Origin of the sequence: Amycolatopsis sp. w19, assembly GCF_051373225.1 — a bacterium.
Classification (GTDB): Bacteria; Actinomycetota; Actinomycetes; order Mycobacteriales; family Pseudonocardiaceae; genus Amycolatopsis; species Amycolatopsis japonica.
Genome location: NZ_JBPQFM010000003.1, coordinates 96,839 through 120,363, shown reverse-complemented (window position 1 = coordinate 120,363; position 23,525 = coordinate 96,839). Strand labels below are relative to the sequence as shown.

23 protein-coding genes are annotated in these 23,525 nt (G+C 68.8%); 9 read left to right on the top strand and 14 right to left on the bottom strand.

Annotated features, from left to right (window positions below):
• Positions 1–684: a DUF3159 domain-containing protein gene (locus ACSMFO_RS08150; RefSeq protein WP_038507782.1), complete on the bottom strand. Its 684-nt coding sequence runs from the start codon at positions 682–684 to the stop codon at positions 1–3.
• A gap of 273 nt (positions 685–957) precedes the next feature.
• On the opposite strand from ACSMFO_RS08150, the gene ACSMFO_RS08145 reads away from it, so the two are divergent.
• The 6 genes from ACSMFO_RS08145 (at position 958) to ACSMFO_RS08120 (ending at position 5,364) form a co-directional block, all read left to right on the top strand.
• Positions 958–1,797, top strand: coding sequence for an SGNH/GDSL hydrolase family protein (locus ACSMFO_RS08145; protein ID WP_038507781.1), 840 nt, complete (start codon positions 958–960; stop codon positions 1,795–1,797).
• Between the two features lie 138 nt (positions 1,798–1,935).
• Positions 1,936–2,655: a cell envelope biogenesis protein OmpA gene (locus ACSMFO_RS08140; protein WP_436457788.1), complete on the top strand. Its 720-nt coding sequence runs from the start codon at positions 1,936–1,938 to the stop codon at positions 2,653–2,655.
• A 7-nt stretch (positions 2,656–2,662) separates the two neighbouring features.
• Entirely contained in the window at positions 2,663–3,103 is a 441-nt protein-coding gene (locus tag ACSMFO_RS08135; RefSeq protein WP_436457787.1) for a hypothetical protein, read from the top strand.
• Between the two features lie 91 nt (positions 3,104–3,194).
• On the top strand, positions 3,195–3,671 hold the full coding sequence (locus ACSMFO_RS08130; RefSeq protein ID WP_038507778.1) for a DUF6932 family protein: 477 nt from the start codon (positions 3,195–3,197) through the stop codon (positions 3,669–3,671).
• Positions 3,668–4,552: a hypothetical protein gene (locus tag ACSMFO_RS08125; RefSeq protein ID WP_038507777.1), complete on the top strand. Its 885-nt coding sequence runs from the start codon at positions 3,668–3,670 to the stop codon at positions 4,550–4,552. The genes ACSMFO_RS08130 and ACSMFO_RS08125 overlap by 4 nt, the downstream gene beginning before the upstream one ends.
• Positions 4,553–4,713: 161 nt before the next feature.
• Positions 4,714–5,364 (top strand): DUF4190 domain-containing protein, encoded by a 651-nt coding sequence (locus ACSMFO_RS08120; protein WP_436457785.1) that lies wholly within the window; start codon positions 4,714–4,716, stop codon positions 5,362–5,364.
• A 279-nt stretch (positions 5,365–5,643) separates the two neighbouring features.
• On the opposite strand, the gene ACSMFO_RS08115 is transcribed toward ACSMFO_RS08120, so the two are convergent.
• From ACSMFO_RS08115 to ACSMFO_RS08080, 8 genes are all read right to left on the bottom strand, one after another.
• Positions 5,644–8,433, bottom strand: a complete 2,790-nt coding sequence (locus ACSMFO_RS08115) for a BTAD domain-containing putative transcriptional regulator (protein ID WP_436457784.1) — start codon at positions 8,431–8,433, stop codon at positions 5,644–5,646.
• Between the two features lie 560 nt (positions 8,434–8,993).
• Positions 8,994–9,893 (bottom strand): ectoine hydroxylase, encoded by a 900-nt coding sequence (gene thpD, locus ACSMFO_RS08110; RefSeq protein ID WP_037335490.1) that lies wholly within the window; start codon positions 9,891–9,893, stop codon positions 8,994–8,996.
• A gap of 24 nt (positions 9,894–9,917) precedes the next feature.
• A complete protein-coding gene (locus tag ACSMFO_RS08105; protein WP_007033454.1) occupies positions 9,918–10,307 on the bottom strand; it encodes an ectoine synthase in 390 nt (129 codons plus the stop codon).
• Between the two features lie 44 nt (positions 10,308–10,351).
• The gene (gene ectB, locus ACSMFO_RS08100; RefSeq protein WP_436457783.1) at positions 10,352–11,602 is read right to left on the bottom strand and encodes a diaminobutyrate--2-oxoglutarate transaminase; all 1,251 of its coding nucleotides are present in this window, start codon (positions 11,600–11,602) and stop codon (positions 10,352–10,354) included.
• 38 nt (positions 11,603–11,640) lie between these two features.
• A complete protein-coding gene (gene ectA, locus ACSMFO_RS08095) occupies positions 11,641–12,132 on the bottom strand; it encodes a diaminobutyrate acetyltransferase (RefSeq protein ID WP_436457781.1) in 492 nt (163 codons plus the stop codon).
• 223 nt (positions 12,133–12,355) lie between these two features.
• Entirely contained in the window at positions 12,356–15,328 is a 2,973-nt protein-coding gene (locus tag ACSMFO_RS08090) for a patatin-like protein (protein ID WP_436457779.1), read from the bottom strand.
• Positions 15,329–15,440: 112 nt separating this feature from the next.
• Entirely contained in the window at positions 15,441–16,685 is a 1,245-nt protein-coding gene (locus ACSMFO_RS08085; protein WP_038507769.1) for a DUF445 domain-containing protein, read from the bottom strand.
• A 7-nt stretch (positions 16,686–16,692) separates the two neighbouring features.
• Entirely contained in the window at positions 16,693–17,475 is a 783-nt protein-coding gene (locus ACSMFO_RS08080; protein WP_038507768.1) for an Abi-alpha family protein, read from the bottom strand.
• 80 nt (positions 17,476–17,555) lie between these two features.
• Here ACSMFO_RS08080 and ACSMFO_RS08075 point away from each other — a divergent pair, with 80 nt between their 5' ends.
• Entirely contained in the window at positions 17,556–18,425 is an 870-nt protein-coding gene (locus ACSMFO_RS08075) for a maleylpyruvate isomerase family mycothiol-dependent enzyme (RefSeq protein ID WP_436458330.1), read from the top strand.
• Here ACSMFO_RS08075 and ACSMFO_RS08070 read toward each other — a convergent pair.
• A complete protein-coding gene (locus ACSMFO_RS08070; protein ID WP_436457777.1) occupies positions 18,388–18,786 on the bottom strand; it encodes a pyridoxamine 5'-phosphate oxidase family protein in 399 nt (132 codons plus the stop codon). The genes ACSMFO_RS08075 and ACSMFO_RS08070 overlap by 38 nt on opposite strands.
• Positions 18,787–18,868: 82 nt before the next feature.
• On the opposite strand from ACSMFO_RS08070, the gene ACSMFO_RS08065 reads away from it, so the two are divergent.
• The gene (locus ACSMFO_RS08065; protein WP_436457775.1) at positions 18,869–19,798 is read left to right on the top strand and encodes an AraC family transcriptional regulator; all 930 of its coding nucleotides are present in this window, start codon (positions 18,869–18,871) and stop codon (positions 19,796–19,798) included.
• Here the strand turns inward: ACSMFO_RS08065 and ACSMFO_RS08060 are convergent.
• From ACSMFO_RS08060 to ACSMFO_RS08045, 4 genes are read right to left on the bottom strand one after another with little or no spacing between them, the layout of a single operon-like run.
• On the bottom strand, positions 19,786–20,142 hold the full coding sequence (locus ACSMFO_RS08060; RefSeq protein ID WP_038507764.1) for a LapA family protein: 357 nt from the start codon (positions 20,140–20,142) through the stop codon (positions 19,786–19,788). The genes ACSMFO_RS08065 and ACSMFO_RS08060 overlap by 13 nt on opposite strands.
• A gap of 38 nt (positions 20,143–20,180) precedes the next feature.
• Positions 20,181–21,329 carry a dipeptidase gene (locus ACSMFO_RS08055; protein ID WP_436457772.1) on the bottom strand — a complete coding sequence of 383 codons (1,149 nt, stop codon included), beginning with the start codon at positions 21,327–21,329 and terminating at the stop codon, positions 20,181–20,183.
• A gap of 36 nt (positions 21,330–21,365) precedes the next feature.
• On the bottom strand, positions 21,366–21,971 hold the full coding sequence (locus ACSMFO_RS08050) for an alpha/beta hydrolase (RefSeq protein WP_436457770.1): 606 nt from the start codon (positions 21,969–21,971) through the stop codon (positions 21,366–21,368).
• Positions 21,968–22,927 (bottom strand): ring-cleaving dioxygenase, encoded by a 960-nt coding sequence (locus tag ACSMFO_RS08045; RefSeq protein WP_038507761.1) that lies wholly within the window; start codon positions 22,925–22,927, stop codon positions 21,968–21,970. Before ACSMFO_RS08045 ends, ACSMFO_RS08050 begins: the two co-directional genes overlap by 4 nt.
• A 97-nt stretch (positions 22,928–23,024) precedes the next feature.
• Here ACSMFO_RS08045 and ACSMFO_RS08040 point away from each other — a divergent pair, with 97 nt between their 5' ends.
• Positions 23,025–23,477, top strand: coding sequence for a MarR family winged helix-turn-helix transcriptional regulator (locus tag ACSMFO_RS08040; RefSeq protein ID WP_073845412.1), 453 nt, complete (start codon positions 23,025–23,027; stop codon positions 23,475–23,477).
• Positions 23,478–23,525: the final 48 nt, after the last annotated feature.

Sequence of the window (23,525 nt, the reverse complement as noted above, 5' to 3'; positions counted from 1 at the left end):
TTATGTCCTGGGCAGCCCACCGGGCTCGGAATCCGAGGGATCCTCGTTCTCCTCCACCACCCGCAGACCGGGATGATCCGGCGGCAGCGTGCGGTACAGCACCCAGCCGCTCACGGCGACCGTCACCGCGACCAGCGGCCAGGACAGCACCGTCCGCGCGATACCGAGCGCGACCACCTGCCCGCTCCACCACAGCGAGCCGTACACGGCGACCCGCAGGGTGTACTGGAGGAAGACCCACACCCAGCTCGCCCGTGAATACGCGCGCAGCAGCGCGGGATCGCGGCGCCAGCGGGTCTTCTGCCCGATGACGAGCCCGACCACGACGCCCAGCAGCGGCCACCGGACCACGATGCTGGCCGCCCACAGCAGCGCGCTGGCCACATTGGACAGCAGCTGGATGAGGAAGAAATCTTCGGCGCGGCCGGTGTGCAGCGCGATCAGCGCGGCGGCGATCACCGCGGCGAGGCTCACCACGACCGCGCGGGCCTTGTCGCCCCGCGCGACCCGGTACCCGCCGAGCAGCACCGCCACCCCGATCGCCACACCGGAGCCCCAGGCGATCGACTGACCGGCGATCAGCCAGCCCAGGACGAAGGCCGCGGGCGGGATGCTCGCGTCGATGGCGCCACGCCGCCCGCCGAGGATCTGGGCGAGCGACTCGCGCGGGGGTCGTGAGGTCACCCTTACAGCCTGCCGGATCTATGAGCCCGAACACCCGGGCGGGGAGACGTTCGCCACATACCGTGTCCGGTTTACGCCCGCTTGAGGGGAATCTTCGCAGCCCAGGAGTGTACATCCCACTAAAAGAGATGCATGGACGTCCGACAAAATAAGAGACTGTGTCAACGGGCTGAACCACGGGTTTCGGTCAGGCGGGATTGCAGGGGCGCTCTCAGCTGTTAGTTGTGGTGTACAAGTACCAACCGGGGGCACACGGACGGAAGGGGACCCAACGTGTACGGATTCGACAGCTATGTGGCGATAGGTGACAGCTTCACCGAAGGGCTCAACGACGACCTGCCCGACGGCACCTTCAGGGGCTGGGCGGACAGGCTGGCGGAGATCCTCGCCGAAGGCAGGCGCGATTTCCAGTACGCGAACCTCGCCCTCCGCGGGAAGATGCTCGACGAGATCCTCGAAGAGCAGCTCCCGATCGCCCTCGAAGTGAAGCCCGACCTGGTCACCCTGTGCGCGGGCGGCAACGACATCATCGTGCCCGGCGCGGACGTGGACGCCGTCGCCGCGCGGCTGGAGGCGGGGGTCGCCAAGCTGCGCGAGGCCGGGATCCCGGTGCTCATCTTCAACGGGCCGGACACCAAGTACCTGTCCGTGATGCACGTCCTGCGGGGGAAGGTCGGCATCTACAACGCGCATCTGTGGGCGATCGCCGACCGGCACGGCGCCAAGATGGTCGACATGTGGGCGATGGCCCCGCTGCACGACCGCCGCGCCTGGAGCGACGACCGGCTGCATTTCACCCCCGAGGCCCACCGGCGGATCGCGCTGCGCGCGGCCGAGGTCCTCGGCGTCCCGGTCGCCGACGACTGGCGCGAGCCGTGGCCGGCGTCCGAGCAGCCGAGTACGTGGATCACGTCGCGCCGTTCGGACCTCGAATGGACGAAGGCGCATCTGCTGCCGTGGATCCGGCGTCAGCTCAAGGGCGAGTCCATGGGCGACGGCCTGTCCCCGAAGCGCCCCGCGCTCGCGCCGCTGCTCCCGCTGGAGCAGATCGAGTCGGCGACCGTCACCCTGCCCGCCAAGGATCTGCGGGAGATCCACCACCACGCGAGCTGAACCGCGTTCCGACGCCTCGAAGGGGCCCTTCACCGCATGATCTGATGCGGTGAAGGGCCCCTTCGGTTCACATCACCCGAACGGGTCATGTCCTGTTCGTCCGATGCACCCACGCCGAGCGCGGCTTACAGTCCCTTCATGCCCGGTACACGCTGGAGCCGCTTGCTGCCTACAGCGCTGCTGGTCACGCTCGCCTTGACGGCGATCACCGTCTGGTCGGCCTCGGACGACATCGAGGCCGAGCTGGCCGCGCGCGCGAAGGCCGCGCTCGCCGACGTCGGCGTCTCCGGCGGTCAAGTGAGCTTCTCCGGCCGCGACGCGAGCCTCGCCGGATTCCCGCCGGACAAGGCCGCGCAGGCCATCGACGCCATCCAGCGGATCGACGGGGTCCGGACGGTCGAGATCTCCGGCGACACCGCGCCGCCCGCGGGCCCGGTGACGACCAGCGGCGAGCCGCCGGCCCCGCCCGCTCCGCCGAGCCCCTCGCCCAGTCCCACGCCGACTTCGACCAAGCCGATGGACAAGGCCGGGTTCCAGGCCGAGATCGACCGCCTGCTCGCGGCCACGCCGATCACCTTCGAACCGGACACCACCGACCTCACCCCGGACGGCGAACGCGGCGCGCTGGAGATCGCGAAGCTGCTCACGGACGCGCCCCGCGACCTGAAGTTCCGGATCACCGGGTCGGTCGCGACCGGTTCGGACCGGAAGCTCGCGCTGAACCGGGCGCTCACGGTGGAGCGGCTGCTGGAGCGCAACGGGGTCAAACGCGACCAGGCGTACTCCCCCCAGCGCAAGAACTCCGACGGCGCGAGCGGCGAGGGCCGCCGCGTCGACATCACGGCGGAACAGAGGTGATGGCCTGATGCTCTGGCTCTTCGGGCAGATCTGGCTCTGGCTGCTCATCTCGTTCGCCCTCGGCTGCGGTGTCACCTGGCTGCTGATGCGCGGCGAACGACGTGACCGGCCTGCCACGGAACCGGTGGCCCACGAGCCGGTGCACGGGTTCCCGGCCGAACGCGAACCGGACCCCGAACCCGTGCCCGAACTGCTTTCCACCGAACGGACGCAGTTCCTCCCGCCCGCGCGGATCCAGGACGACGACGAGCCGTACGACCAGGAGGCGGAAGGCCACCGCGAGGGTCAGCTGATCCCGGAACCGGTGCGGGCCTACCACCCGGAGCAGCCGGAACCCGCCGCCCGCAACGGCGAGGGCGGGCACGAACCCGAACCGGTCTGGCCGAGCGACGAGGACTGGCCGCCCGCCAGGCAGGCGCCCGAGCACCGGCCGGGGCAGGGCGGCTGACACTCGCCTGGTAAATTCGGCTACGCACTGTGAGCGGGACGCCGGGTACGTTTCTTCGATCGGGAGCTCCGGCACACGAAGGAGGCTCCGATTGGCGCTCCCCTATTGGACGCCGCACAACCTGCTGCCTCCTGGCCGCCATCCCGCCGATCTGGCCGATGTCTACGAGCGGCTGGTCTTCGACGCGCCACACCAGAACGACCGTGAAATCCTGTTCAGCGCGCTGAACAGCTACCTGGGCGTCGCCCGGCGGATCATGCCGACCGGCCGCGCGTGGATCGGCGGCGAGCTGACCGCCAGGACCCCGCATCCGCCGCGCGGGCTCGACGTGGTGCTGTTCCCGGACGAATGGGGCGCGCTCAAACGGCTCGACGACGCGGGCCGCTCGGCGCTGTACGGGCTGCTGACGTTGCGCGGGGTCATCGTCGGCCAGCCCGCGATGTATCTCGACCAGGTCCAGCCCGTCGGCGGCATGCTCGACGGTTTCCTCTGCCGCCCCGGCGACGAGGAGATCTGGGAAGAAGTGTGGGCATCGGGTGGCAGGGGAATTCCGGAAGTGATCTGGTGAGGAACGAATTCCGGCGTATCGCCGACGAGATCCCCGGCGGCACCTGGCTCGACGACCTCGCCCGCGCGTCGGCGATGGCCGCGTACGCGAAGTTCGAGCGGACGTCGCGCTCGCCGCTGCTCCGCGTGTCCGTGATCGGCGAATCGCATCTGGACGCGTACACCTTTTCCGACATCAGCCGCGCGTTGCAGGACGCGACGGCGAAGATCGGGCACATCATCCGCAATCCGTCGGGTGAGGTGACCTTCGTCCAGCCCGCGGACCGGGAAAAGGCCCCGCTGATCCAGCGCGGCCAGGCGGGTAACGCGATCTTCTTCGGCTTCCCCGAACCGGCGCTCGACGACGCGCTGATCCACGACGGGATCGAGTCGCTGTCCGAACGCGCGGTCAAGGAACTGTGCGACTTCCTGCCCGCCAACGGCTCCGACGACGGCGCGCTGGACGCGGTGCTGCTGCAGCGTGACACCGTCCGCAACGCGGTCAGCGACATCGTCAACGCGGTCAGCAAACACGCCGGGGTCGGGATGGCGTTGACCCCGACGTCCGGCGAGGAACTGACCCGCAGCATGACCACCGAGCAGGCGAGGATCCTGTCCGGGAGCCTGCGCGAGTCACGCGAGGCCGTCGGCTACGAGACGGTCAGCGGCAGGCTGGACGGGGTCCGCACCCGGCGCCGGATCTTCTATCTCGAACGCGAATCGGGCGGCACGATCCAGGGCGCGGTGGCGCCGGATCTGCTCGACGAGATCAAGGAGAACCTGGACCGGCCGGTGACCGCGCGGTTGCGCGTCGTGCGCACCACGACCATCGACGGCCGCCGCGGCCGCCCGGTGCACGAACTGCTGGAGATCACCCCGGAAGTCAGTCTGTTCGATCAGTGATCGGGTTTCCGACATTCGGCGATGCCACAATTCTCGTCAGAAAATGTCGATGACCGCTTGATCATCGTTGAATGATGACTTTTTCCGGCAGGTAACAATTTCGGCCATTGCCCCGAACGATGGGTTAACGTCTTCGGACGGAAGCCTCCGAAAGGGCACGTATGCCGACCGATCCACCTCTCCCGCACCCGCCTGCCACCCGCTACGGCCCCGGGTTCGCCGCGCACGGAACACGGCACCGCAAACCCAAGAACGGCCTGGTCATCGCAGGTTTCCTGGTCGGCTTGGCAGCACTCGGGGTCGCCTTCGTCCCGATCGCCGGGATCGCCGCTTGGCCGCTCGCCGTGATCGGAATGATTCTTTCCGTGATCGGTTTGACCAAAATCAAGAAGGGCGAAGCGGACAAGAAGGGAATGGGGATCGCGGGGCTCGCGCTTTCCGTCGCCGGCCTGCTGGCCGCCGGCGGGTTACTGGTCTACACCAGTTTCTTCGCCACCGGCGAGTCCGGCTTGCACGTCCCGGCCGTCGCCGGGGACAAGAACACCGTCGAGTTCGTCGTCAGCGCCTCGGGCGGCGCGACCATCCGGTTCGGCTCGCTCAACGACCAGCGGACCGAGACGACCCCGGCCAGCACCGACGAATGGCGCGGCACGGCGTCCTTCAACTCGGGCGACTACCTGCTCACCGTCACCGCGGACACCCGGAACTCGTCGGTCAGCAACCAGATCGCCTGCACCATCCTGGTCAACGGCCAGAAGGTGGCGGAGAACAAGGGGCAGACCATCGCCCTGTGCACCGCCGGTACCGGCTGACCCCACACGTTTCGTCCTCTGAATGCGGTCCTTGCGTGTGCAAGTACCGCATTCAGAGGACGAAACGCGGTGGTGCCGCCTGGCGGCCGGCCGGTATCGCCCCCACCTCCACCGGCCGGACCGCCACGAGCCGCTCCTGGCGGCTCTTCAGACGGGCCCGCGAAGGGCCCGCCCGAGCGCCGATTCCTACCGCGTGCCCCTCCCCTAGGGCTCGATCGACGCTGAATCGGACCCTACGCGCGTGTGCGGCGAGGCCACTAAGAATCCGCTAAGGATCACTCACGGACTTTCGCCGAGGTCCGTGAGTTCCGCACGGACCAATCCCGCGAGCTTCGGATTGGCGTCCGCGAGGATCTTCAGCGCGATCGCGAACTGCTCGCGGGCACCGTCCACATCCGACCCGGCCCGCAGCACCCTGCCCAAGGTCAGCCGCAGTACGCCCTCCTGCAGGACGAACCGCCTGCTGATCGTCAGGTCCACGGCCTCCCAGACGTACCGTTCGGCCGCGGCGAGTTCGCCGATCCGCATGCTCAGTTCGGCCAGATTGTTCAGCGAGACGACGACGTAGCTGTCGTCGCCGAGGGTCCGGTCGATCTCCAGCGACGCGATCTGGTGCCCGATCGCCTCGATGAACCGCCCGGCCCGCTTTTCTGCCTCGGCGCAGTTGTTGAGCGCCTGCCCGCGCAGTTCGAGGTCGCCGGTCCGCTCGGTCTTCTCGACCGCCCGCCGCAACGTCCCGATGGCCTCGTCGTACCGGCCGAGCAGCGTCAGCGCGGAGCCGAGGTGGATGTTCGCCGAGACCATCAGGCGGTCGTCGCCGATCGCGCTCGCGAGTTCCAGCGCGCGTTCGGCGTCGGCGAGGCAGCCCTGCGGCAGCTCGAAGGTGAGCGCGATGGCGCACCGGGAGATCAGCATCCAGCACTGGCCGAGGACGTCGCCGGACCGTTCGGCGGCCTCCAGCCCGATCCCGACCAGCCGCGTCCATTCGTCCAGCAACGGGTACACGGCGCGATAGGTGTGCGCGACCCTGGCCAGCCGCCAGACGTCGTCGTGCCGTCCGGCGGCGCGGGCGGCTTCGAGGACTTCGAGCAGGTTCTCCCATTCCGCGGTGAACCAGTCCTGCGCCTCGTCGAAGGAGCCGATCGGCGGCGTCTGCGCGTCGGTCAGCACAGCGGTGAAATCGAGGGGGTCGACGATCCGCAGCATCTTGCGGCGGGCCCGGTCGGCGACGGCCTGATAGAACCGCACCGACCGCGACAGGACGTCCTCCCGGTCGGTCTCGTCGAGTTCGTTCTCCGCCAGTTCGCGCAGGAACAGCCGGACGAGATCGTGCGGCACGAAGGAATCGCGGCCGGTTTCGGCGAGCAGGTTGTGCGCGGCGAGCACCCGCAGATGCCGCCGTGCCTCGGCGACGGTGATCCCGCCGATCGCGGCCGTCAGATGCGAACCGGCCGAAACGCATTGGACGACGCCGAGCCGCAGGAACGTGTTCGCGACTTCGGCGGGCAGACCGCGGAACGAGACGTCGAACGCCGCGCGGACCCCGTCGTCCGGCCCTTCGACGTCGAGCGCGGCCAGCCTGGTCCGCTCGTTGCCGAGTTCGTCGACCAGATCCTGCGCGGACCACTGCGCGCTGGCGGCGAGCCGGGCTCCCGCGATCCGCAGCGCCAGCGGGAGATAACCGCACAGCCGGGCGAGCGCGTGATTGAGGTCGTAACCGGCGGGCCCGGCGAGCTCCTCGATCAACCGGACGGCGTCACCGGGCGCGAGCGTGCCGAGCACCCGCAGTTTGGCGGCGTTGGACACGGCGAGCCCGTCGAGGCGGGAGCGGCTGGTCACCAGCGTCATCGACCGCGAACCGGGCGGCAGCAACGGCCGGACCTGGTCGGCGGAGCGGGCGTTGTCGAGGATGACCAGCATCCGGCGGCCGGCGATCATCGACCGGTAGAGGGCGACGCGTTCGTGGACCTGTTCCGGAACGCCTTCGGCCGGGACGCCGAGCCCGAGCAGGAACTGGGTGAGCAGCTCCGCGGGCTCCAACGGCGGATGATGCGGATCGAACCCGCGCAGCGCGGCGAAAAGAATGCCGTCGGGGAAGCGGCGGGCCGCGCGATGCGCCCACCACACCACCAGGCTGCTCTTGCCGATCCCGGCGGTGCCGGTGACCACGCCGACCGCGGTCTCGCCGGCTTCGGCCCGCTCGGCGAGTTCGTCGAGCCAGGCCAGATCCGCCTCGCGTCCGGCGAGATTCGGCACCGCGGGCGGCAGCTGCTGGACGGGCCCCGCCTCGGGCTTCGGCTCGGCGACGACCTTGACCGGCAGGTCGTCGTTGAGGACGCGTTCGTGTAGCCAGCGCAGGTCCGCGCCGGGCTCGACCCCGAGGGTGCGCAGGGTCGCCCGGGACACCGTGCGGTAGAGCTCGAGCGCGTCGCCGCGGCGTCCGGCGTGGTAGAGCGCGCGCATCAGCTGACCGGCGGTGCGCTCGGCGAGCGGCGCGGCCCGGACCAGCGGGCTGAGCTCGACGATCAGTTCCGCGTGCCTGCCGAGTTCGAGATCCGCGTCGACCCTGGCGCCGTGGACGGCGAGCCGCAGATCCTCCAGCTCGGGAGCGCGAACCGAACTCGGCACGCCGGCCAGCGCGGGCCCCTGCCAGAGTGAGAGGGCCTCCGCGAGCAGTTCGGACGCCTTCTCCGGCTCTTCCGTCGAAGCCCGCTCCAGCAGGGACCGGGCGCGGTGGACGTCGATCCGGTCCGGCTCGACCGTGAGCTGGTAGCCGGGCGGCGTGGTGCGGATCTGGGCACCGTCCGGGTGATCGCCCTGGATGCCCCGGAGCACGCGGCGCAGATGCGAAACGTTGCCGTGGACGATCGTGCGGGCGGTGGCCGGCGGATCGTGGCCCCAGAGCGCGTCGATGATCTCGTCGAGCGCGACGACCTTGTTGACCTTCAGCGCCAGCAGCGCGAGCAGCCCGCGGACGCCGGGGCCGCCGACGGGGACGGGCCGATCGCCGTCGAGGAGGCGCACGGGACCGAGGAGCTGGAAGCGGGCAGGGGAACCGCTTTCGGCCATGACAAGCCCCCCTCCCTCCGATCTCTCCCCTTACCGGAGTAGCCAACCTACCGCGCGAAGAGCCCGCCAACCAGAACGCGGCAGGTCGTGAAGGCCTCCTTCCCTGCTTTGAGGGTAGGGAAGGAGGCCTTCACGGACGCTCGATACGGACAAATGCCCCACGAAGGCTTCTGTCCACTATGGACCCCCGAGAGAGGCGCCCTGAAGTACATGAAGGCCCCCTTCCTGTACCTAGGCGCAAGGAAGGGGGCCTTCATGTACTTGGCAAGGCGTGCCGCTCAACGAGACGAAAAAGGCTCCGTGCCATCAGTCCCGATCTGATGGCACGGAGCCGGGGGATGTCCGACTTGGGCCGCCTGGGGGCGCGACCCACATCGGACATCGGCGTCCACGTCCGTCCGGGTGGGCTCACCCCGAGCGAAGAACCCGTTCGGTCGTCGACAACACCTACGTGAGCGAGCCCACTGGCCCCCTCACGTGGCGACAACGTAACAGGGCGCACACCGACGGCTACAAGCGCCCCGTCATGGCCTTCGCGACCTGCGGTTTCGTCAAACGGGTCAACGCGTCAGCGGTGTCGAGTCGCGGCCGGCGATGAAGGCCGGGCGCGGTTCGATCGCGGCGTACGGCTTCTGCAGCGCGTTCTCGACGCTGTTGAACACGACGAAGATGTTCGACCTCGGGTACGGCGTGATGTTGTTCGAGGAACCGTGCATCACGTTCGAATCGAACCAGAGCGCGGAACCGGCCTGTCCGGTGAACTGGTCGATTCCGTATTCGGCGGCGAGCGACGTGATGTCTTCCTCGCTCGGGACGCCGACCCGCTGCTCTTTCAGCGAACTCTTGTAGTTGTCCTCCGGGGTCTCCCCGGCGCACTGCACGAAGGTCCGCTGCGAACCCGGCATCACCATCAGCCCGCCGTTGAACGGGTAGTTGTCGGTGAGCGCGATGGAGCAGCTGACCGCGCGCGGCACCGGCATGCCGTCCTCGGCGTGCCAGGTCTCGAAGTCCGAGTGCCAGTAGAAGCCGGTGCCCTTGAAGCCGGGCATGTAGTTCACGCGGCTCTGGTGGATGTACACCTCGGAGCCGAGGATCTGCCGGGCCCGGTCGAGCACGCGCGGGTCGCGGACGAGTTCCGCGATCAGCTCGCTGGTCTCGTGGACGTCGAAGATGGAGCGGACCTCACCGGTCTTGGCCTCGGTGATGACGCGCTCGTCGTCGCGGTGGTCCCCCGACGACATCCTGACGAGTTCCTGCCAGTACGTCTGGACTTCGCCAGGCGACAACAACTGGTCGACGACGGTGTAACCACGCGTTTCGTGGTTGGCGAGCGTGGCCGCGTCCAAGGGACCGTCGGCCTCGGTGCCCCAGACGGTGGGGTGCGTCCTGGGCAGGTGTTCGGGCTTACCCGTGATGCGGGTCGGGTAACTGTCGTCGACTCGGGTGTCGGTCAGCGTCAATGCAGTCGCCTCCTCGAGCGATTTCTAGGGTTCGGTGACGAGCGGGTACACGCCGTTTTCGTCGTGGACCTCACGGCCGGTGATGGGCGGGTTGAACACGCAGACGCACTTGATCTCGGTCTTGGGCCGGACCTGGTGCTTGTCGTGGTCGTTGAGCAGGTACAACGTGCCCGGCTTCAGCTGGAAGACCTCGCCGGTCGCGGTGTTTTCGAGCTCGCCTTCACCGGAGGTGATGAACACCGCTTCGATGTGGTTGGCGTACCAGAAGTCATTGACCGTCCCGGCGTACAACGTGGTCTCGTGCACCGAGAAACCGACGCCCTCCTTGGCCAGCACGATGCGCTTGCTGCGCCAGTTCGGGGTCTTGATGTCGGCGTCGGTGTCGGTGACCTCGTCGAGTGTTCTGACAAGCAACGGAAAACTCCTTCTCGTTCCTGGTTGAGGGCGGTCGGTTCGGGTCAGTCGAGGACGGCGGCGACGGCCTCGTCGATGATCGACAGGCCCTTCGTGAGCTCGTCGTCCGTCAGGGTGAGCGGCGGGAGGACCTTCATGACCTCTCCGTCCGGCCCGGAGGTCTCCATCAGCAGCCCGCGCTCGAACGCGGCGGCGCAGACCTTGCCCGCGAGGTCGCCGTTGGCGAACTCGATGCCCCGGGCGAGGCCGCGGCCCTTCGCGAACAGGTTCGCGTCCGGGTACGCCTCGACGATGCCCTGGAAGGCGGCGGCGATGCGCTCGCCCTTGGCCTTCGTCGACTTCTCCAGTTCGTCGTCGCTCCAGTAGACGCGCAGCGCCTCGGTCGCGGTGACGAACGCCGGGCTGATGCCGCGGAAGGTGCCGTTGTGCTCACCCGGCTCCCAGACGTCGAGGTCCGGGCGGATCAGCGTCAGCGCCATCGGGATGCCGTAGCCGCCGATGGACTTCGAGAGGCAGACGATGTCGGGTTTGATACCCGCGTCCTCGAAGCTGAAGAACGGGCCGGTGCGGCCGCAGCCCATCTGGACGTCGTCGAGGATCAGCAGGATGCCGTGCTTCTTGCACAGGTCGTCCAGAGCCTTGAGCCACTCGACGCGCGCGGCGTTGATGCCGCCCTCGCCCTGCACGCCTTCGACGATCACGGCGGCGGGCTCGTTCAGGCCGCTGCCGGAGTCTTCGAGCAGCTTCTCGAAGTAGAGGAAGTCCGGGATGGAGCCGTCGAAGTAGTTGTCGTACGGCATCGGGGTGGCGTGCACCAGCGGGACACCCGCGCCGCCGCGCTTCATCGAGTTGCCGGTCACCGAGAGGGCGCCCAGCGTCATCCCGTGGAAGGCGTTGGTGAAGTTGATGACCGATTCCTTGCCGGTCACCTTGCGGGCGAGCTTCAGCGCGGCCTCGACGGCGTTCGCGCCACCGGGGCCGGGGAACACGACCTTGTAGTCGAGATCGCGCGGCCGCAGGATCTTCTCCTGGAGCGTCTGGAGGAAGTCCCGCTTCGCCACGGTGAACATGTCGAGTGCGTGCGTCACGCCGTCACGGGCGATGTAATCGATCAGCGCCCGCTTCAGCGCCGGGTTGTTGTGCCCGTAGTTGAGCGCGCCGGCGCCCGCGAAGAAGTCGAGATAGGCCTTGCCGTCTTCGTCGTACAGGTAGCTCCCCTGGGCCCGGTCGAACACCACGGGCCAGCCACGGCTGTAACTGCGTACTTCGGATTCGAGTTCCTCGAAAATGCTCATCACGTTTTCTTTCTCCCTGAGATCCCCGGATTTACGTTCTATTGACTGCTGAGCGGACCGATTCGGTACAGGTCCTCCTGCTCATGCGTTCCTTCCTCGGCCGGGAAATCCGTCGCGGAGAACAGATCCTGGCGTTCAACGGTGGTGTCCCACCGCTTGGCGAACGAGGCGAACAACCGGATCGAAGCCTCGTTGTCCGGCGTGATCGTGGTTTCGAGGTACCGCACGCCCTGCGCGGTCAGACGGCCGAACAGCTCGTCGAGCAGGGCTCCGGCCAGGCCTTTTCCTCGCTGGGACGCGTCGACCGCGACCTGCCACACGAAGCCGGTGTCCTGCTTGCGGTATCCGATCACGAAGCCGACCGGGACGCCGTCGACTTTCGCGACGACCGAGGTGTCGGCGAAATCGTGGCACCACAGCAAATAGGCGTAAGGCGTGTTGAGATCGAGCTTCTTCGAATCGCGAGCGATTCTCCAGAGCGCGGCACCGTCTGCCTTGGTCGGAGTTTCGATCAAGTGCTTTCCGGACATGTCCAAGAAACGTACCGGAGGATTCGGGCGCGGTCAGATCAGCGCGGCAGCGGCAACGCGGCTACCTGCAACAACCTCGAAACACACGTGATAAAGGTAACTGTAACGTTTGAAGCGCAGCACGTGTGGGTAGGGCCGCTTCGGTGCGGTCTCACTGCACGTGACGATACCAACCGTTACCACTTCGTCGCACGGTCAGGACGCGATTCGGGTTCCGATTCCGCTATTCACGACGTCGCTTGCGACCCGCGAGCGAACCGATCGGCGTCCAGATGGCGGGCAGGACGAGCAGCAGGCAGACGACCAGCCACCACACCGGTGCCTCGCCGCGCCGCCACCCCGCGACGACGTCGCCGAGCCAGCCGAAGAGCGGGTCGCGCACCGGTGGCAGGAACGCGGCGAACAGCAGGGCCGCCACCACCAGCACGCCGAGCACCGTGAGCACCATCCGCCACGTCTTGCGCAACGTCATCAGGCTGACCACCAGGAACACGACGGCACCCGCGGCGACCGGCACGCCGACCCACTGCAGGACCGGACCGCCCTGTCCACCGAGGACGAAGCCCGCCAGCACCGTGATCAGCGCGGCGAGCACGTTCCACGGCGACGGCAGGGTGGCCGCGCCCCGCGTGATCCACCACGCGCCGCGTCCGGCGGCCTTGGCGAAGGTCGCGGCGGGCTGGACCGATTTCGGCACCCGCGTCGCCCCCGCGGCCGCGTTGAGCCCCGCCGCGCCCGCCTTGACCAACGTCTTCGTCAGGAGCATCGTCCCGCGTTCGTGCTCGAACCGTTCGCCGGAGACCTGGCACGCCTGGAACGCGCGCTGGGTCTGCTCATCGGTTTCCGGCTCGTTCTCGATCATCCGGCGGAACCGTTCCGACGGTTTTCCGTTGCCCTTGGCCGTTTTCGCGTCGTGTCCGCAGTGGAGGCCGACGCACGGCAGTTCCTCGCGCGCGATCTCCAGCTGCCGCACCCTGGCGAGCACCATCGCCGTCACCGGCATGCTGATCGGCAGGACGGCTTCCCCTTCGACATCGGCGAGTTCGCCGTCGAGACCGAGGAAAGCCAGCTCCCCGGACAATTGCGCGCGCAGGGCGTCCGCTTCCTCTTGCGACAGCCCGTCTTCCGTGCCCGGCTGTCGCCAGCCGATCGCCTTGAAGGTGTCCCGTACCTGGGTCCGGAACGCCTCGCGCCCGACGACGTCGCGCAGTAGCCGCAGGCGTTTCGGGTCGAGCAGGCATTGCACCAGCCAGCCCGCGCCGTCGACGCGGCCCCACATCCAGTCGTTCGCGCGCCAGGACGCCTTGTAGAACGCGCCGAAGTAGTCGGCCTGCATCCCGGTGAGCTTGTCCCAGGATCGGCGGCGCTTCATGTCCATCAGCGTCCGCGAATCCGCGCTCACCTGGACGAGATCGACCCGCTGGTCGACCGACGGCGGCTGCGCGAGCAGTCCCCGCGTCGCGATGTGCAGGCGCACCAGCCGCGAGGTGACGATGGGATCTCCAGCACTCGTGTCGTCCGAGGTGAGCCCCGTCCAGGCGAGCAGCGTGCTGACCGCGTCGGCGGCTTCGGTATCGGGTTTCGCCTGTGCCAGCGGCAAAAGGATCGGTGTCGCCTGCCGGAGCGCGGCGACGACGAGCGGCCACGCCTCCTTCAGCGTGTCCGACCGGCCGAGCCTGGCCCATTCCTTGGCGAGGCCTTCGATCCAGGCGGCCAGCGTGACGTCGGCCGACGGCGGGCCCTGTTCGGTGACCCAGCCCGCGAGCCGTTTCCCCCGCGCGGCCTTGTGACGCGCTTCGTGCAGCAGCACCCGGCAACGGTTGAGCTGCACCGCCTGCTCCGGCGACGGATCGAGCCGGAAGCCGGCGTTCACCAGCTGGAGACCGGTCGCGACGGAGTCGTCGAGCGCGGTGGTGCGGAAGGCGACCAGATCCGTGAGATCGCAGGTGTCCTTCGGCGGCTCGGTGGGCAGGCCGTCCCGCAATCCGGCCGCCGCGGCCGCGCGCAGCTGCGCCGCCGTACCGGACGCCCACTGACGGCCTTGATCCTCCACATCGGACAGTGAGAGCCTGCGGGTCGCCTCGCGGACCAGCGCGGTGGCGTCCTCCTGCACCCGCCGGTCGCGGTAGTCGTTCATCAGCCGCTGGTCGACCAGCGTGTCCGGGCCGCCGCGAACCCCCATCGCGGCCAGGGAGACCCTGGTCCCCCTGGTGCGGACGACAGCGTCGTTGTGCCTGGTCAGGTCTTCCAGTTCGGCGCTGATCGTCTGGCTCAGCACGGTGCCGACGACCTTGCTCATCGCACTGCCCAGCAGCGGCGGGCGTTCGGGATCGACCGCGACCCGCTCGGCCTCGCGTTCGGCCGTCGGCACCACGTACAGCAGCAGCCGCCGGACGTCCGAATGCGACTGCCGTTCGAAGATCTCCCGCATCGCCGGGCGCAGCGGCTTGTTGAGCAGCACCCCGCCGTCGGTGAGCCAGTGCGACCGCGTGACGTCGGTGTATTTCGTCATGTCCGGATGCAGTGGCCCGGTCTTCTCGCCGATCGGCATCCGGGACAGCTCGAAAGCGCCGGGGAACGACGCGGTGGACCGGGCCGCGAGGGCGAGCGGCCCGACCACGTCGTCCGTCCACAAAGGAGCGTCGAAGCGGAACAGCAGGCGATGTTCGGTGTCCCGCACCAGATTTCCGAGCGCGTCGTCGAACCGGGTCGTCTCCCCGTCGATCATCGTGCCGGTGAGCAGCACGGTGATGTCGGGACAGTCGGGTTTCACCGTCGCCTTGTCGGTGATCCGGTGCAACGCGTCCTTGAGATCCCCGAGCAGCACCTTGTCGCCGTCGAGCAGCGAACGTGGTTCCTTCTCGCCGGGATCGCGGATCAGGTTGTCGAGCGATCCCGTGCTGATCCACGTGTCACGCAGCACCTGCGGGCTCGACCGGAACGCCTCGGCCAGCCCGAGGCACGCCGCGTTGATGCCGCCCGCGCTCGTGCCGGTGAGCACGTCGAGCGAGACGGTGGCGTTGAGCAGGTCGAGCAGGGCCCGGTACGGGCTTTTCGATTCCGGCGCTCTCGACGCCTGCAACAGATGCGAGGTCTCGGTGGCGACCCCGCCCATCCAGACCGCGAGACTCGCCCCGCCCACCATGGTCATCGCCAGCCGGATCTCCTGCGGCCACGGGCTCCCCGCGTCGGCCATGTGCGCCCTCCCCAAGGCTTTGCTGCAGGGGGCACTCTAGACCGGACGGCGGACCCGGTGTACCGCCGATGGGGCAGCCATCCGCGCATTTCGTCCTCTGAATGCGGCGGTGTCAGGCGGCGAAGTGCTCCAGGAGGAGGACTTGGGCCTCACCGACGGCGAAGCCCAGGACGGCGCCGGTCGCGATCAGGATCCATTCGTCCTGCTGGAACGCCGGCCGCAGCAGGCCTTCGAATTCGCGCGGCGAAAGCTCCTTCATCTTCGTCACCAGCACGTTCCGGATGTCCATCGCGTCGGTCGCGTAATCCTCGATGTACCGCATGGTCTCGGGAAGCTTGTCCATGATCTTCTCGGCGATGTTCAGCTTCATGTCCTGATACCGCCTGCTGCCGACGGCGAACACCACCAGCGGTTTCCCGACGCCGACGCGCCGCCCGAGCTGCGCGTCGAGCTGCCGTTGGATGAGCCCGAGCACCCGGTCCGACAACGGGCCGCGCAGCACCGCCTCGATCACGTTGTGCGGGGTGATGATCTCCTTCGCGATCAGCGCGCCGTACGCCTCCGCGACCTCGCCGCGCCGCTTCAGGAACAGCCCCTGCCAGCGCACGCCGAAGTACCGCCGTTCCTCGATCGGGTAGAAGATCATCCGCAGCGCCAGCCAGTCGGTGAACCAGCCGGTGAAGAGCCCGAACAACGGCATGATCAGCGGGAACTTGAACAGCACCCACGCGATCATCTGGATGACGCCGATGAGCCCGCCGAAGAAGATGCCGGAGCGGGCGATGAACTTGAACTCCTTGTCGCCCGCTTCCTGGAAGATCCGGTTCAGCAGCCGTTTGTCCTTGACCAGTGCGGTGACCACCATGCCCTTGAGGTCGAACACACTGTCCACATCGGACTTGATGAGCTCCAGCACGGCCGCGACCATCCGCGGCGTCTCGGCCTGGACGCGCTGGATCACCAGCCGCTGCATCCCCACCGGCAGCGATTCCCACAGCCCCGGCTGGTAGTGGGCGGCGACGTCGCGCACGATGTCCTCGACGGCCGCCTGGAGCGGTTTTTCGATCTCCTTGGCGATTCTCTGCGGATCGAGCCGGGCGACGACCTCCGCCGGTTTGATCAGCTGCTCGGTCATCGTGTCGCAGGCGATGCTCGCCATCCGCGCGGCGCGTTTGGGCACGATGCCCTGCCAGCCGAGGAAGGGTTTGATCCCGATGAACTCGACCGGCTGGAACATCATCCGGATCGCGACGAGTTTGGTGGTGTAGCCGATCAGGGCGGCGACGATCGGGATGGAGACGTAGAGCGGCCAGTGCCTGCCGAAGTCGGCGAGGATCCCGTCGAGGAACGCACCCATGCCGGGGTCAACCGGCGCTCGGGTCGCAGGCCTGCCAGAACTGGGCGCCGAGCCGGGAAATGTGGACCGTGCGTTTGACGAACTTGGCCCGCTTCACCGATTTCTCCGCCTCGCGGACGGTCTCGTCGGTCAGCAGGATCTCGTACTGCGTCTCCAGCGCGGGCACCTCTTCGTCCAGCTCGACCAGGCCGAGCCCGATCAGCCTGGTGAGGTAGCCGGGCACCTGGTCCGGCAGCGACACCCCGGCCGCCTTGCCGACGGTGGAGGCGTTGCGCAGCACGAACCGCCCGGCGGCGCCGAGACTCGTGCGCTCGGCGACGTCGACGGCGGGGAACGGCGAGCCGTCGGAGAGCGCGGAAAGGATGCGTGCCTCGTCCGGCGTGAGCTGCCGCAGGATGATCGCGTAGAGGTATTCGCGCGCCCGCTCGCGGCCGAAGCCGATCGAGTGGTTGAGCAGTTCGGCCATCGCCGCGCGGAGCGGTTCGAGCTGGGCGCGGGTGTGCACGAGGGTGATGGTGGCCTCGACCGGCCGGGAGCCGTTGGTGTCGGGCCGGTTCATCGCGGACGCGGCGGTGAGCGCGGCGTGGTACGGGTCGTCGACCTCGTCGAGACGGCGGCGCAGCTCCGAAAGCAGCTGCCGCTCGCCCTGTTTGATGACCTGTTCCGCGATTTCGACACCGGGGAGCTTGCGGGTGAACTCGAAACCCGTGCGGGCGGCCCAGCCCGCCAGCTGTCCCGCGCGTTTGGCGAAAGCGGCCAGGTCTTCACCGGCGGGTCGGTCGTTGCTCACGGGCACTCCCCTCACGTTCGCGCTGATGCTACCTGCGAGTAGGCCGAATGGCCGAAATTGTGATGGACCTGGGTGTTTGGATGGTCACCATGAGCTTCACGCGCTGGGGTCCGCCGATCGACGTCCTCCCGTTGTTCGCGCGGGAGGAGCAGGCATTGCTGGACGTGCTGACCGGACTGGCCGCGGAGCGGTGGGCCGCGCCGACGGTGTGCACGGGCTGGACAGTGCATGACCTCGCGGCCCACATCCTGGGCGACAAACTCGGCAGGCTGTCCCGCGACCGTGACGACTACCGGACGACGGCGCCCCGTGAGGGTGAGCGATTCGAGGACTTCATCGACCGGATCAACGACGAATGGGTGGTCGCGTGCCGGCGGCTGTCCCCCGAAGTGCTGTTCGCGATGCTGGTGGACAGCACCTCGCAGATCGCCGAGATGTTCGGCCGCGCCGACCTCGACGCCCTCGGCGACCCGGTGAGCTGGGCCGGGGACGAGCCCGCGCCGGGATGGCTCGACGTCGCCCGCGAGTACACCGAGTTCTGGGTGCACCAGCAGCAGATCCGCGAGGCCGTCGGCGCGCGGTTGCTCGACGATCCGGACTTCCGCGGGCCGGTGGTCGACACCTTCATGCGGGCGCTGCCGCACACCCTGCGTGACATCGACGCCCGTGTCGGCAGGCAGGTCGCCTACACCGTCACCGGCCAGGGCGGCGGGAAGTGGACGGCACGGCGGGCGGCGGACGGCTGGGAACTCGACCGCGTCGCGCCGACGTCACGGGCGCCGCTGGCCTCGGTGACGACGGACGCGGACACGTTCTGGCGGCTGTGCACCCGGAACCCGGCGGACCGCGCCCACGTCACCGCCGAGGGCGACGAAAACGTTTGCGCCGCCGTGCTCGGGATGACGTCGATCATCACATCGAGTAGCGGCCGACCTTCTCCGGCCGGATGACGAGCCGCACGAGATCGAGGGTCTGGATCCCGGCGAGCTCGCCCGCGTGGGCCGGGTCTTCGAGATCCCAATAGCGCTCGGCGAGCCGGGCGGCCAGGTCGTGCGCCCCGTCGGGTTCCACCGTGGCGGGGCCGGAGACGGAGATCCAGCGCTCGCGCTCGCCGACCGGCGCGGCCACGATGATCGACGCGCGGGGATCGTCGGCCAGCCGTCGCACCTTGGGCGACTCACGGGGCGTGAACAGCTCGATGGCGCCGTCGGCGGTGGCCTCGAACCACACCGGCCGGACCGGGCCGCCGGCCACGGTCAGGAATCCGTGCAGGGGGCGGCGGAGGAATTCGAGATCGTCGGAGGTCAGCATGAGCTCGATTCAATCCGGCGGGCTCGGACGTGCCCATAGGTGAAAAACCGGATCACCTGTCCATTCGTCTAACCTCGGCCGTGTGGACGTGTTCAGTGACCTGATCCGCGGCGTGCGGTCCCACGGTTCGTTGTTCGGCAGCACGACGCTGTCCCCGCCCTGGGCACTGCACTTCGTGGACGGCGCGCCGCTGACCCTGTGCGCCGTGCTCACCGGGGCGGGCTGGATCGTGCCGGAGGAGGGCCCGCCCGAGCCGCTTCGCGCGGGCGAGTCGGTCATCGTGCGCGGGCCCGCGACGTTCACTTTCGTCGACGAAGTCGGCACTTCGGCCGAGCCGCTCGCGTGCGGCAAGCATTGCGCGACGCCCGAACAGGGCGGGACCCGGCACCGGCTCGGCTGGGTCGACGACCCCGGCGGCGAGACGACCTTGATCGTCGGCGCGTACCCGGTGCGCGGCGAGATCGGCCGCCCGCTGCTGGACGCGCTGCCCGTCGTGCTGCGGGTGGACGCCGGGGGCGCGGGCGACCCGGTCCTGGAACACCTCGCCGCGGAAGTCGCCGTCGACGCGCCGGGTCAGCAGATCGTCCTCGACCGGCTGCTGGACTGGATGCTGGTCTGTTCCCTGCGCGAGTGGTTCGACCGGCCGGGCGGTGAGCCGCCGGCGTGGTGGGCGGCGCAGCGGGATCCGGTGGTGGGCGACGCGCTGCGCCTGCTGCACGCGGAGCCGGCGGCACCGTGGACCGTCGGCTCGCTGGCCGCACGCGCCGGGGTCTCACGGTCGACGCTGGCCAAGCGGTTCGCCGACCTGGTCGGCGAACCGCCGTTGACCTATCTCACCCGCTGGCGCATGACGCTCGCGGCGGATCTGCTGACCGGCAAGGCGTCCGCGACCATCTCGGACATCGCGCGCACCGTCGGCTACTCCGACGCCTTCGGGTTCAGCGCGGCGTTCAAACGCGTGCGGGGCTTGAACCCCAGCGAGTTCCGGAGCGGCGTCGCTCAGCGCAGCTGATGCCGGGACTTCTTGGCCTGCTTGCGCAACTGCAGGATCCGGGCGCCGCCGACGAGCGCGACCAGCGCGCCGCCGGCGATCACCGAGAACAGCATCGCGACCGCCAGCGGCATGCTGCCGGACATGCCGAGGAAGTGGACGGTGGCCGTGTCCTGGTTCTGCAGGATGAACACGAGCAGGAACACCAGCACGATCAGCGCCACGATGACGGCGATCCAGGTGCCGCTCACCCGCGTCCGTTTGAGTTTCGGGCCGGCCTCGAACTTTCCGCTGTGGCGTGCGCCGCCCGCGGTCTCGGGCGGCCTGACGGGAACCTCGGCGGTGCCTTCCTCCGGCTGCGTCATGCAGGACAGTGTCCGCCGAAGCGGGCTAGATCGCGCTCTCAAGCGTCCGAACGGGTGACCTCGTCCGCCGCGCGCAGCACGCGCAAGGTGTTCTTCCCGGCCAGCTTCGCGCAGTCGTCTTCGCTCCAGCCGCGTTCCAGCAGCGCGGCGAACAGCACCGGGTACTTGGAAACGTCCTCGAGGCCTTCGGGCAGCGTCGCGACTCCGTCGTAGTCGCCGCCGAGTCCGATGTGGTCGACTCCGGCCACTTCGCGCGCGTGCTCGATGTGCGCGACGACGTCGTCGATGCCCGCCTTCGGCTTCTCCGGGCCGCCTCGCTCCGCGGTGAACTTCGTGCGCTGGTCGATGTTGCGGTAGTCCTTGCCCGCGGCTTCCATGTCCAGGCGCAACTGATCGTCCCACTCGGCGACCTTCGGCGAGATGAAGCCCGGCACGAACGTCACCATCGCGACGCCGTCCTTGGCCGCCAGCGTTTCCAGCACGTCGTCGGGGATGTTGCGGGGGTGGTCGTTGACCGCGGTGCAGGAGGAGTGACTGAAGATCACCGGGGCGGAGCTGACCTCCAGCGCGGCGCGCATGGTGCTCGGCGCGACGTGCGAGAGGTCGACGAGCATGCCGATCTCGTTCATCTCGCGGACGACGTCACGGCCGAATTCGGTGAGCCCGCCGTGCTCGGGTTCGTCGGTGCCGGAGTCGGCCCAGGTGGTGTTGTAGTTGTGCGTCAGCGTCATGTAGCGGACGCCGAGACGGCGCAGGATCCTCAGCACACCAAGGGATTCGGCGATGCTGTGGCCGCCCTCGGCACCCAGCAGCGACGCGATCTTGCCGTCGCGGAACGCGGCTTCGGCCTGGTCGGCGGTGTCCACGAGGGCCAGGCGATCGGGGTATCGCTCGGCCATCTGGTGCACGATCTCGATCTGTTCGAGGACCGCCGTCACCGCGCTGTGCCCCTCGAACTGGCAAGGCACGTAGACGGACCAGAACTGCATCCCGAGCCTGCCCTCGGCGAGCTTCGGGAAGTCGGTGTGGAGATGCGGCTGGCGGACCGTGAGATCCGTGCCCGCCACGGCCTCGACCGGATCCGGCCCGGTCGTGACCCGCAGCTCCCATGGCAGATCGTTGTGCCCGTCCGCGAGGAGGACCCTGTCGAGCAGGGCCTGGGCGCGGACGAGGTCCCCGTTAGTCATCGGACGATTTTACGTTCGCGTGCTTTGCTCTCCCCGCTACGGGTTGAGCCACCCGGCGGCCGCTACCAAACCGTTGCCGGTGACCTGGTGCCCGCCGGGATGCCGGTGGGCGACGACGTCCGCGCCGCGTTCGCGCAGGTCACGGGCGAGTGTCTCGGCCGAACCCAGCGGCGCCATCGGATCGTGCTCGCCGTTCGACAGGAAGACCCGGGTGCCGGACAGGTCTTCGCGTGGCGGCTCCGGGAGCGGTGACATCGCCGCGAACAACGCGGACTCCCGGACGGCGTCCGGGCGGAGCAGGGTCACCGCGGCGGCGATGTTGGCGCCGTTGGAGAACCCGATGGCGACGAGCCGCCGGTCGCCGAGGCCGTATTCCTCGCGCGAGGCGAGCACGAAATCGGCCAGCTGGTTCGCGCGGAAGACGACGTCCTCGTGGTCGAAGACGCCCTCGGCCAGCCGCCGGAACCAGCGCGCCGCACCGTGTTCCGACACCGGCCCGGCCGGTGCGAGCAGCGCCGACGCCGGGCTCAGCTGCCGGGCGAGCGGTACGAGGTCGTCCGGCCCGCCGCCGGTGCCGTGCAGGAGCAGCAGCACCGGCTCGTCGGCCGCGCCCTCGACGTACTTGTGCTCCAAGGTGCTCATCGCGGGTTGTTCTCGCTCGGGAGGTCCAGCTTCGGCAGCATGGCCTCGATGTCCTCGCGCTTGGGCTCCAGCCACGGCGGGAGTTTCAGCGCGCGGCCGAGTTCGAGCAGCGGCTCGTCGATCGCGAAACCGGGTTCGTCGGTCGCGACCTCGAGCAGGGTGCCGCCCGGCTCGCGGAAGTAGATCGAGCGGAAGTACTGACGGTCCAAAATGGACGTCACGTTCACGCCGTCGTCGATGAGCTCGTCGCGCCAGGCGGCCTGGGTCTCTTCGTCCGGCGCGCGCCAGGCGACGTGGTGCACGGTGCCCGCCGCGACCAGCCCGCGCGGGGCGTCGGGTGTCACGAGGACGTCGACGAGCGCGCCGGGGCCGCCCTCACCGGCGGAGAACCGGAGGCGGTTGCTCTCCTGGTGCTCGAAGGACAGGCCGAGGCCGTCGGTCAGCATCCCGGCGGTCGCGTCCTCTTTGGACACCGACAGCGTGACGGAGTGCAGGCCGCGGATCGCGTGTTCGGCGGGGACGAGCTTCGTGTCCCACGGGTCACGCGGATCGCCCTGCGGATGCGCGACGAGCGCGAGCTTCAGGCCGTCCGGATCGGCGAAGGTGAGCGTCTCCTCGCCGTCGGAGTTCCGGATCTGGCTCGTCTCGGTGCCGCTCGCGGCGAGGTGCTGCTTCCACCAGCCGAGTGAGGCCTCGGGCACGGAGAACGACGTCGTGGTCGCCTGGCCGGTGCCGTGACGGCCCTTCGGCGCGTCCTTCCACGGGAAGAACGTCATCAGCGAGCCGGGTTTGCCGGACCCGTCGCCGTAGTAGAGGTGGTAGGTGCCGGGGTCGTCGAAGTTCACGGTGGTCTTCACCAGCCGCAGGCCGAGGGCCCGGGTGTAGAAGTCCGCGTTGCGCTGGGGGTCGCCACCGATGGCGGTGACGTGGTGCAGGCCCGAAGTCTTGATCGACATGGTGCCCTCCTCTGGAGCCGGTGAAATCAAGCTAGCCCGATAACCTCTCGCGCGCAAGATATATTCCCGGAAGAGTTCTTGGTGTACTCTCCCCCGCGTGACAACCGAGGAACCGCAAGACGACGAAGTGGTCACGTGGTGGGGCCTGGTGATCGAGGGCTACCTGGCCACGCAGAACAAGCTGATGGGCGAGATCGCCGAACGGTTCGGCCTGGCGCCGGCGTCGTTCGACATCCTGCTGCGGCTCGTGCGCTCACCCGAGCACCGGATGCCGATGACGCGGCTGGCCGTCGAGGCGGCGTTGTCCAGCGGCGGGTTCACCAAGGTCGCGGACCGGCTGGTCGCCGCGGACCTCATCTGCCGGGTGCCCAGCCCGGACGACCGCCGGGTCACGTTCGCGGCGCTCACCGAGCACGGTCTCGACGTCGCGGAGAAGGCGCGGGAGGCGTGCGCGGAGATCCTGCGGCGCATCGTCCTGACTCCGCTCGGTGACGACGCGCACGCGCTCGCCGAAGCCATGCGGACGCTGCGCACCGTCAACGGCGGCTGAAGTTCCGCCTCCAATCACGCGAGATCCGGCTTCAATCACGTGACTTCG

What these genes read in the sequence shown, in the direction of transcription:
- ACSMFO_RS08140 (WP_436457788.1), top strand. Translation starts at nt 1,936, where the DNA reads ATGCCCGGTACACGCTGGAGCCGCTTGCTGCCTACAGCGCTGCTGGTC.
- ACSMFO_RS08135 (WP_436457787.1), top strand. Translation starts at nt 2,663, where the DNA reads ATGCTCTGGCTCTTCGGGCAGATCTGGCTCTGGCTGCTCATCTCGTTC.
- ACSMFO_RS08120 (WP_436457785.1), top strand. Translation starts at nt 4,714, where the DNA reads ATGCCGACCGATCCACCTCTCCCGCACCCGCCTGCCACCCGCTACGGC.
- ACSMFO_RS08115 (WP_436457784.1), bottom strand. Translation starts at nt 8,433, where the DNA reads ATGGCCGAAAGCGGTTCCCCTGCCCGCTTCCAGCTCCTCGGTCCCGTG.
- ectB (WP_436457783.1), bottom strand. Translation starts at nt 11,602, where the DNA reads ATGAGCATTTTCGAGGAACTCGAATCCGAAGTACGCAGTTACAGCCGT.
- ectA (WP_436457781.1), bottom strand. Translation starts at nt 12,132, where the DNA reads ATGTCCGGAAAGCACTTGATCGAAACTCCGACCAAGGCAGACGGTGCC.
- ACSMFO_RS08090 (WP_436457779.1), bottom strand. Translation starts at nt 15,328, where the DNA reads ATGGCCGACGCGGGGAGCCCGTGGCCGCAGGAGATCCGGCTGGCGATG.
- ACSMFO_RS08085 (WP_038507769.1), bottom strand. Translation starts at nt 16,685, where the DNA reads ATGGGTGCGTTCCTCGACGGGATCCTCGCCGACTTCGGCAGGCACTGG.
- ACSMFO_RS08075 (WP_436458330.1), top strand. Translation starts at nt 17,556, where the DNA reads ATGGTCACCATGAGCTTCACGCGCTGGGGTCCGCCGATCGACGTCCTC.
- ACSMFO_RS08070 (WP_436457777.1), bottom strand. Translation starts at nt 18,786, where the DNA reads ATGCTGACCTCCGACGATCTCGAATTCCTCCGCCGCCCCCTGCACGGA.
- ACSMFO_RS08060 (WP_038507764.1), bottom strand. Translation starts at nt 20,142, where the DNA reads ATGACGCAGCCGGAGGAAGGCACCGCCGAGGTTCCCGTCAGGCCGCCC.
- ACSMFO_RS08055 (WP_436457772.1), bottom strand. Translation starts at nt 21,329, where the DNA reads ATGACTAACGGGGACCTCGTCCGCGCCCAGGCCCTGCTCGACAGGGTC.
- ACSMFO_RS08050 (WP_436457770.1), bottom strand. Translation starts at nt 21,971, where the DNA reads ATGAGCACCTTGGAGCACAAGTACGTCGAGGGCGCGGCCGACGAGCCG.
- ACSMFO_RS08045 (WP_038507761.1), bottom strand. Translation starts at nt 22,927, where the DNA reads ATGTCGATCAAGACTTCGGGCCTGCACCACGTCACCGCCATCGGTGGC.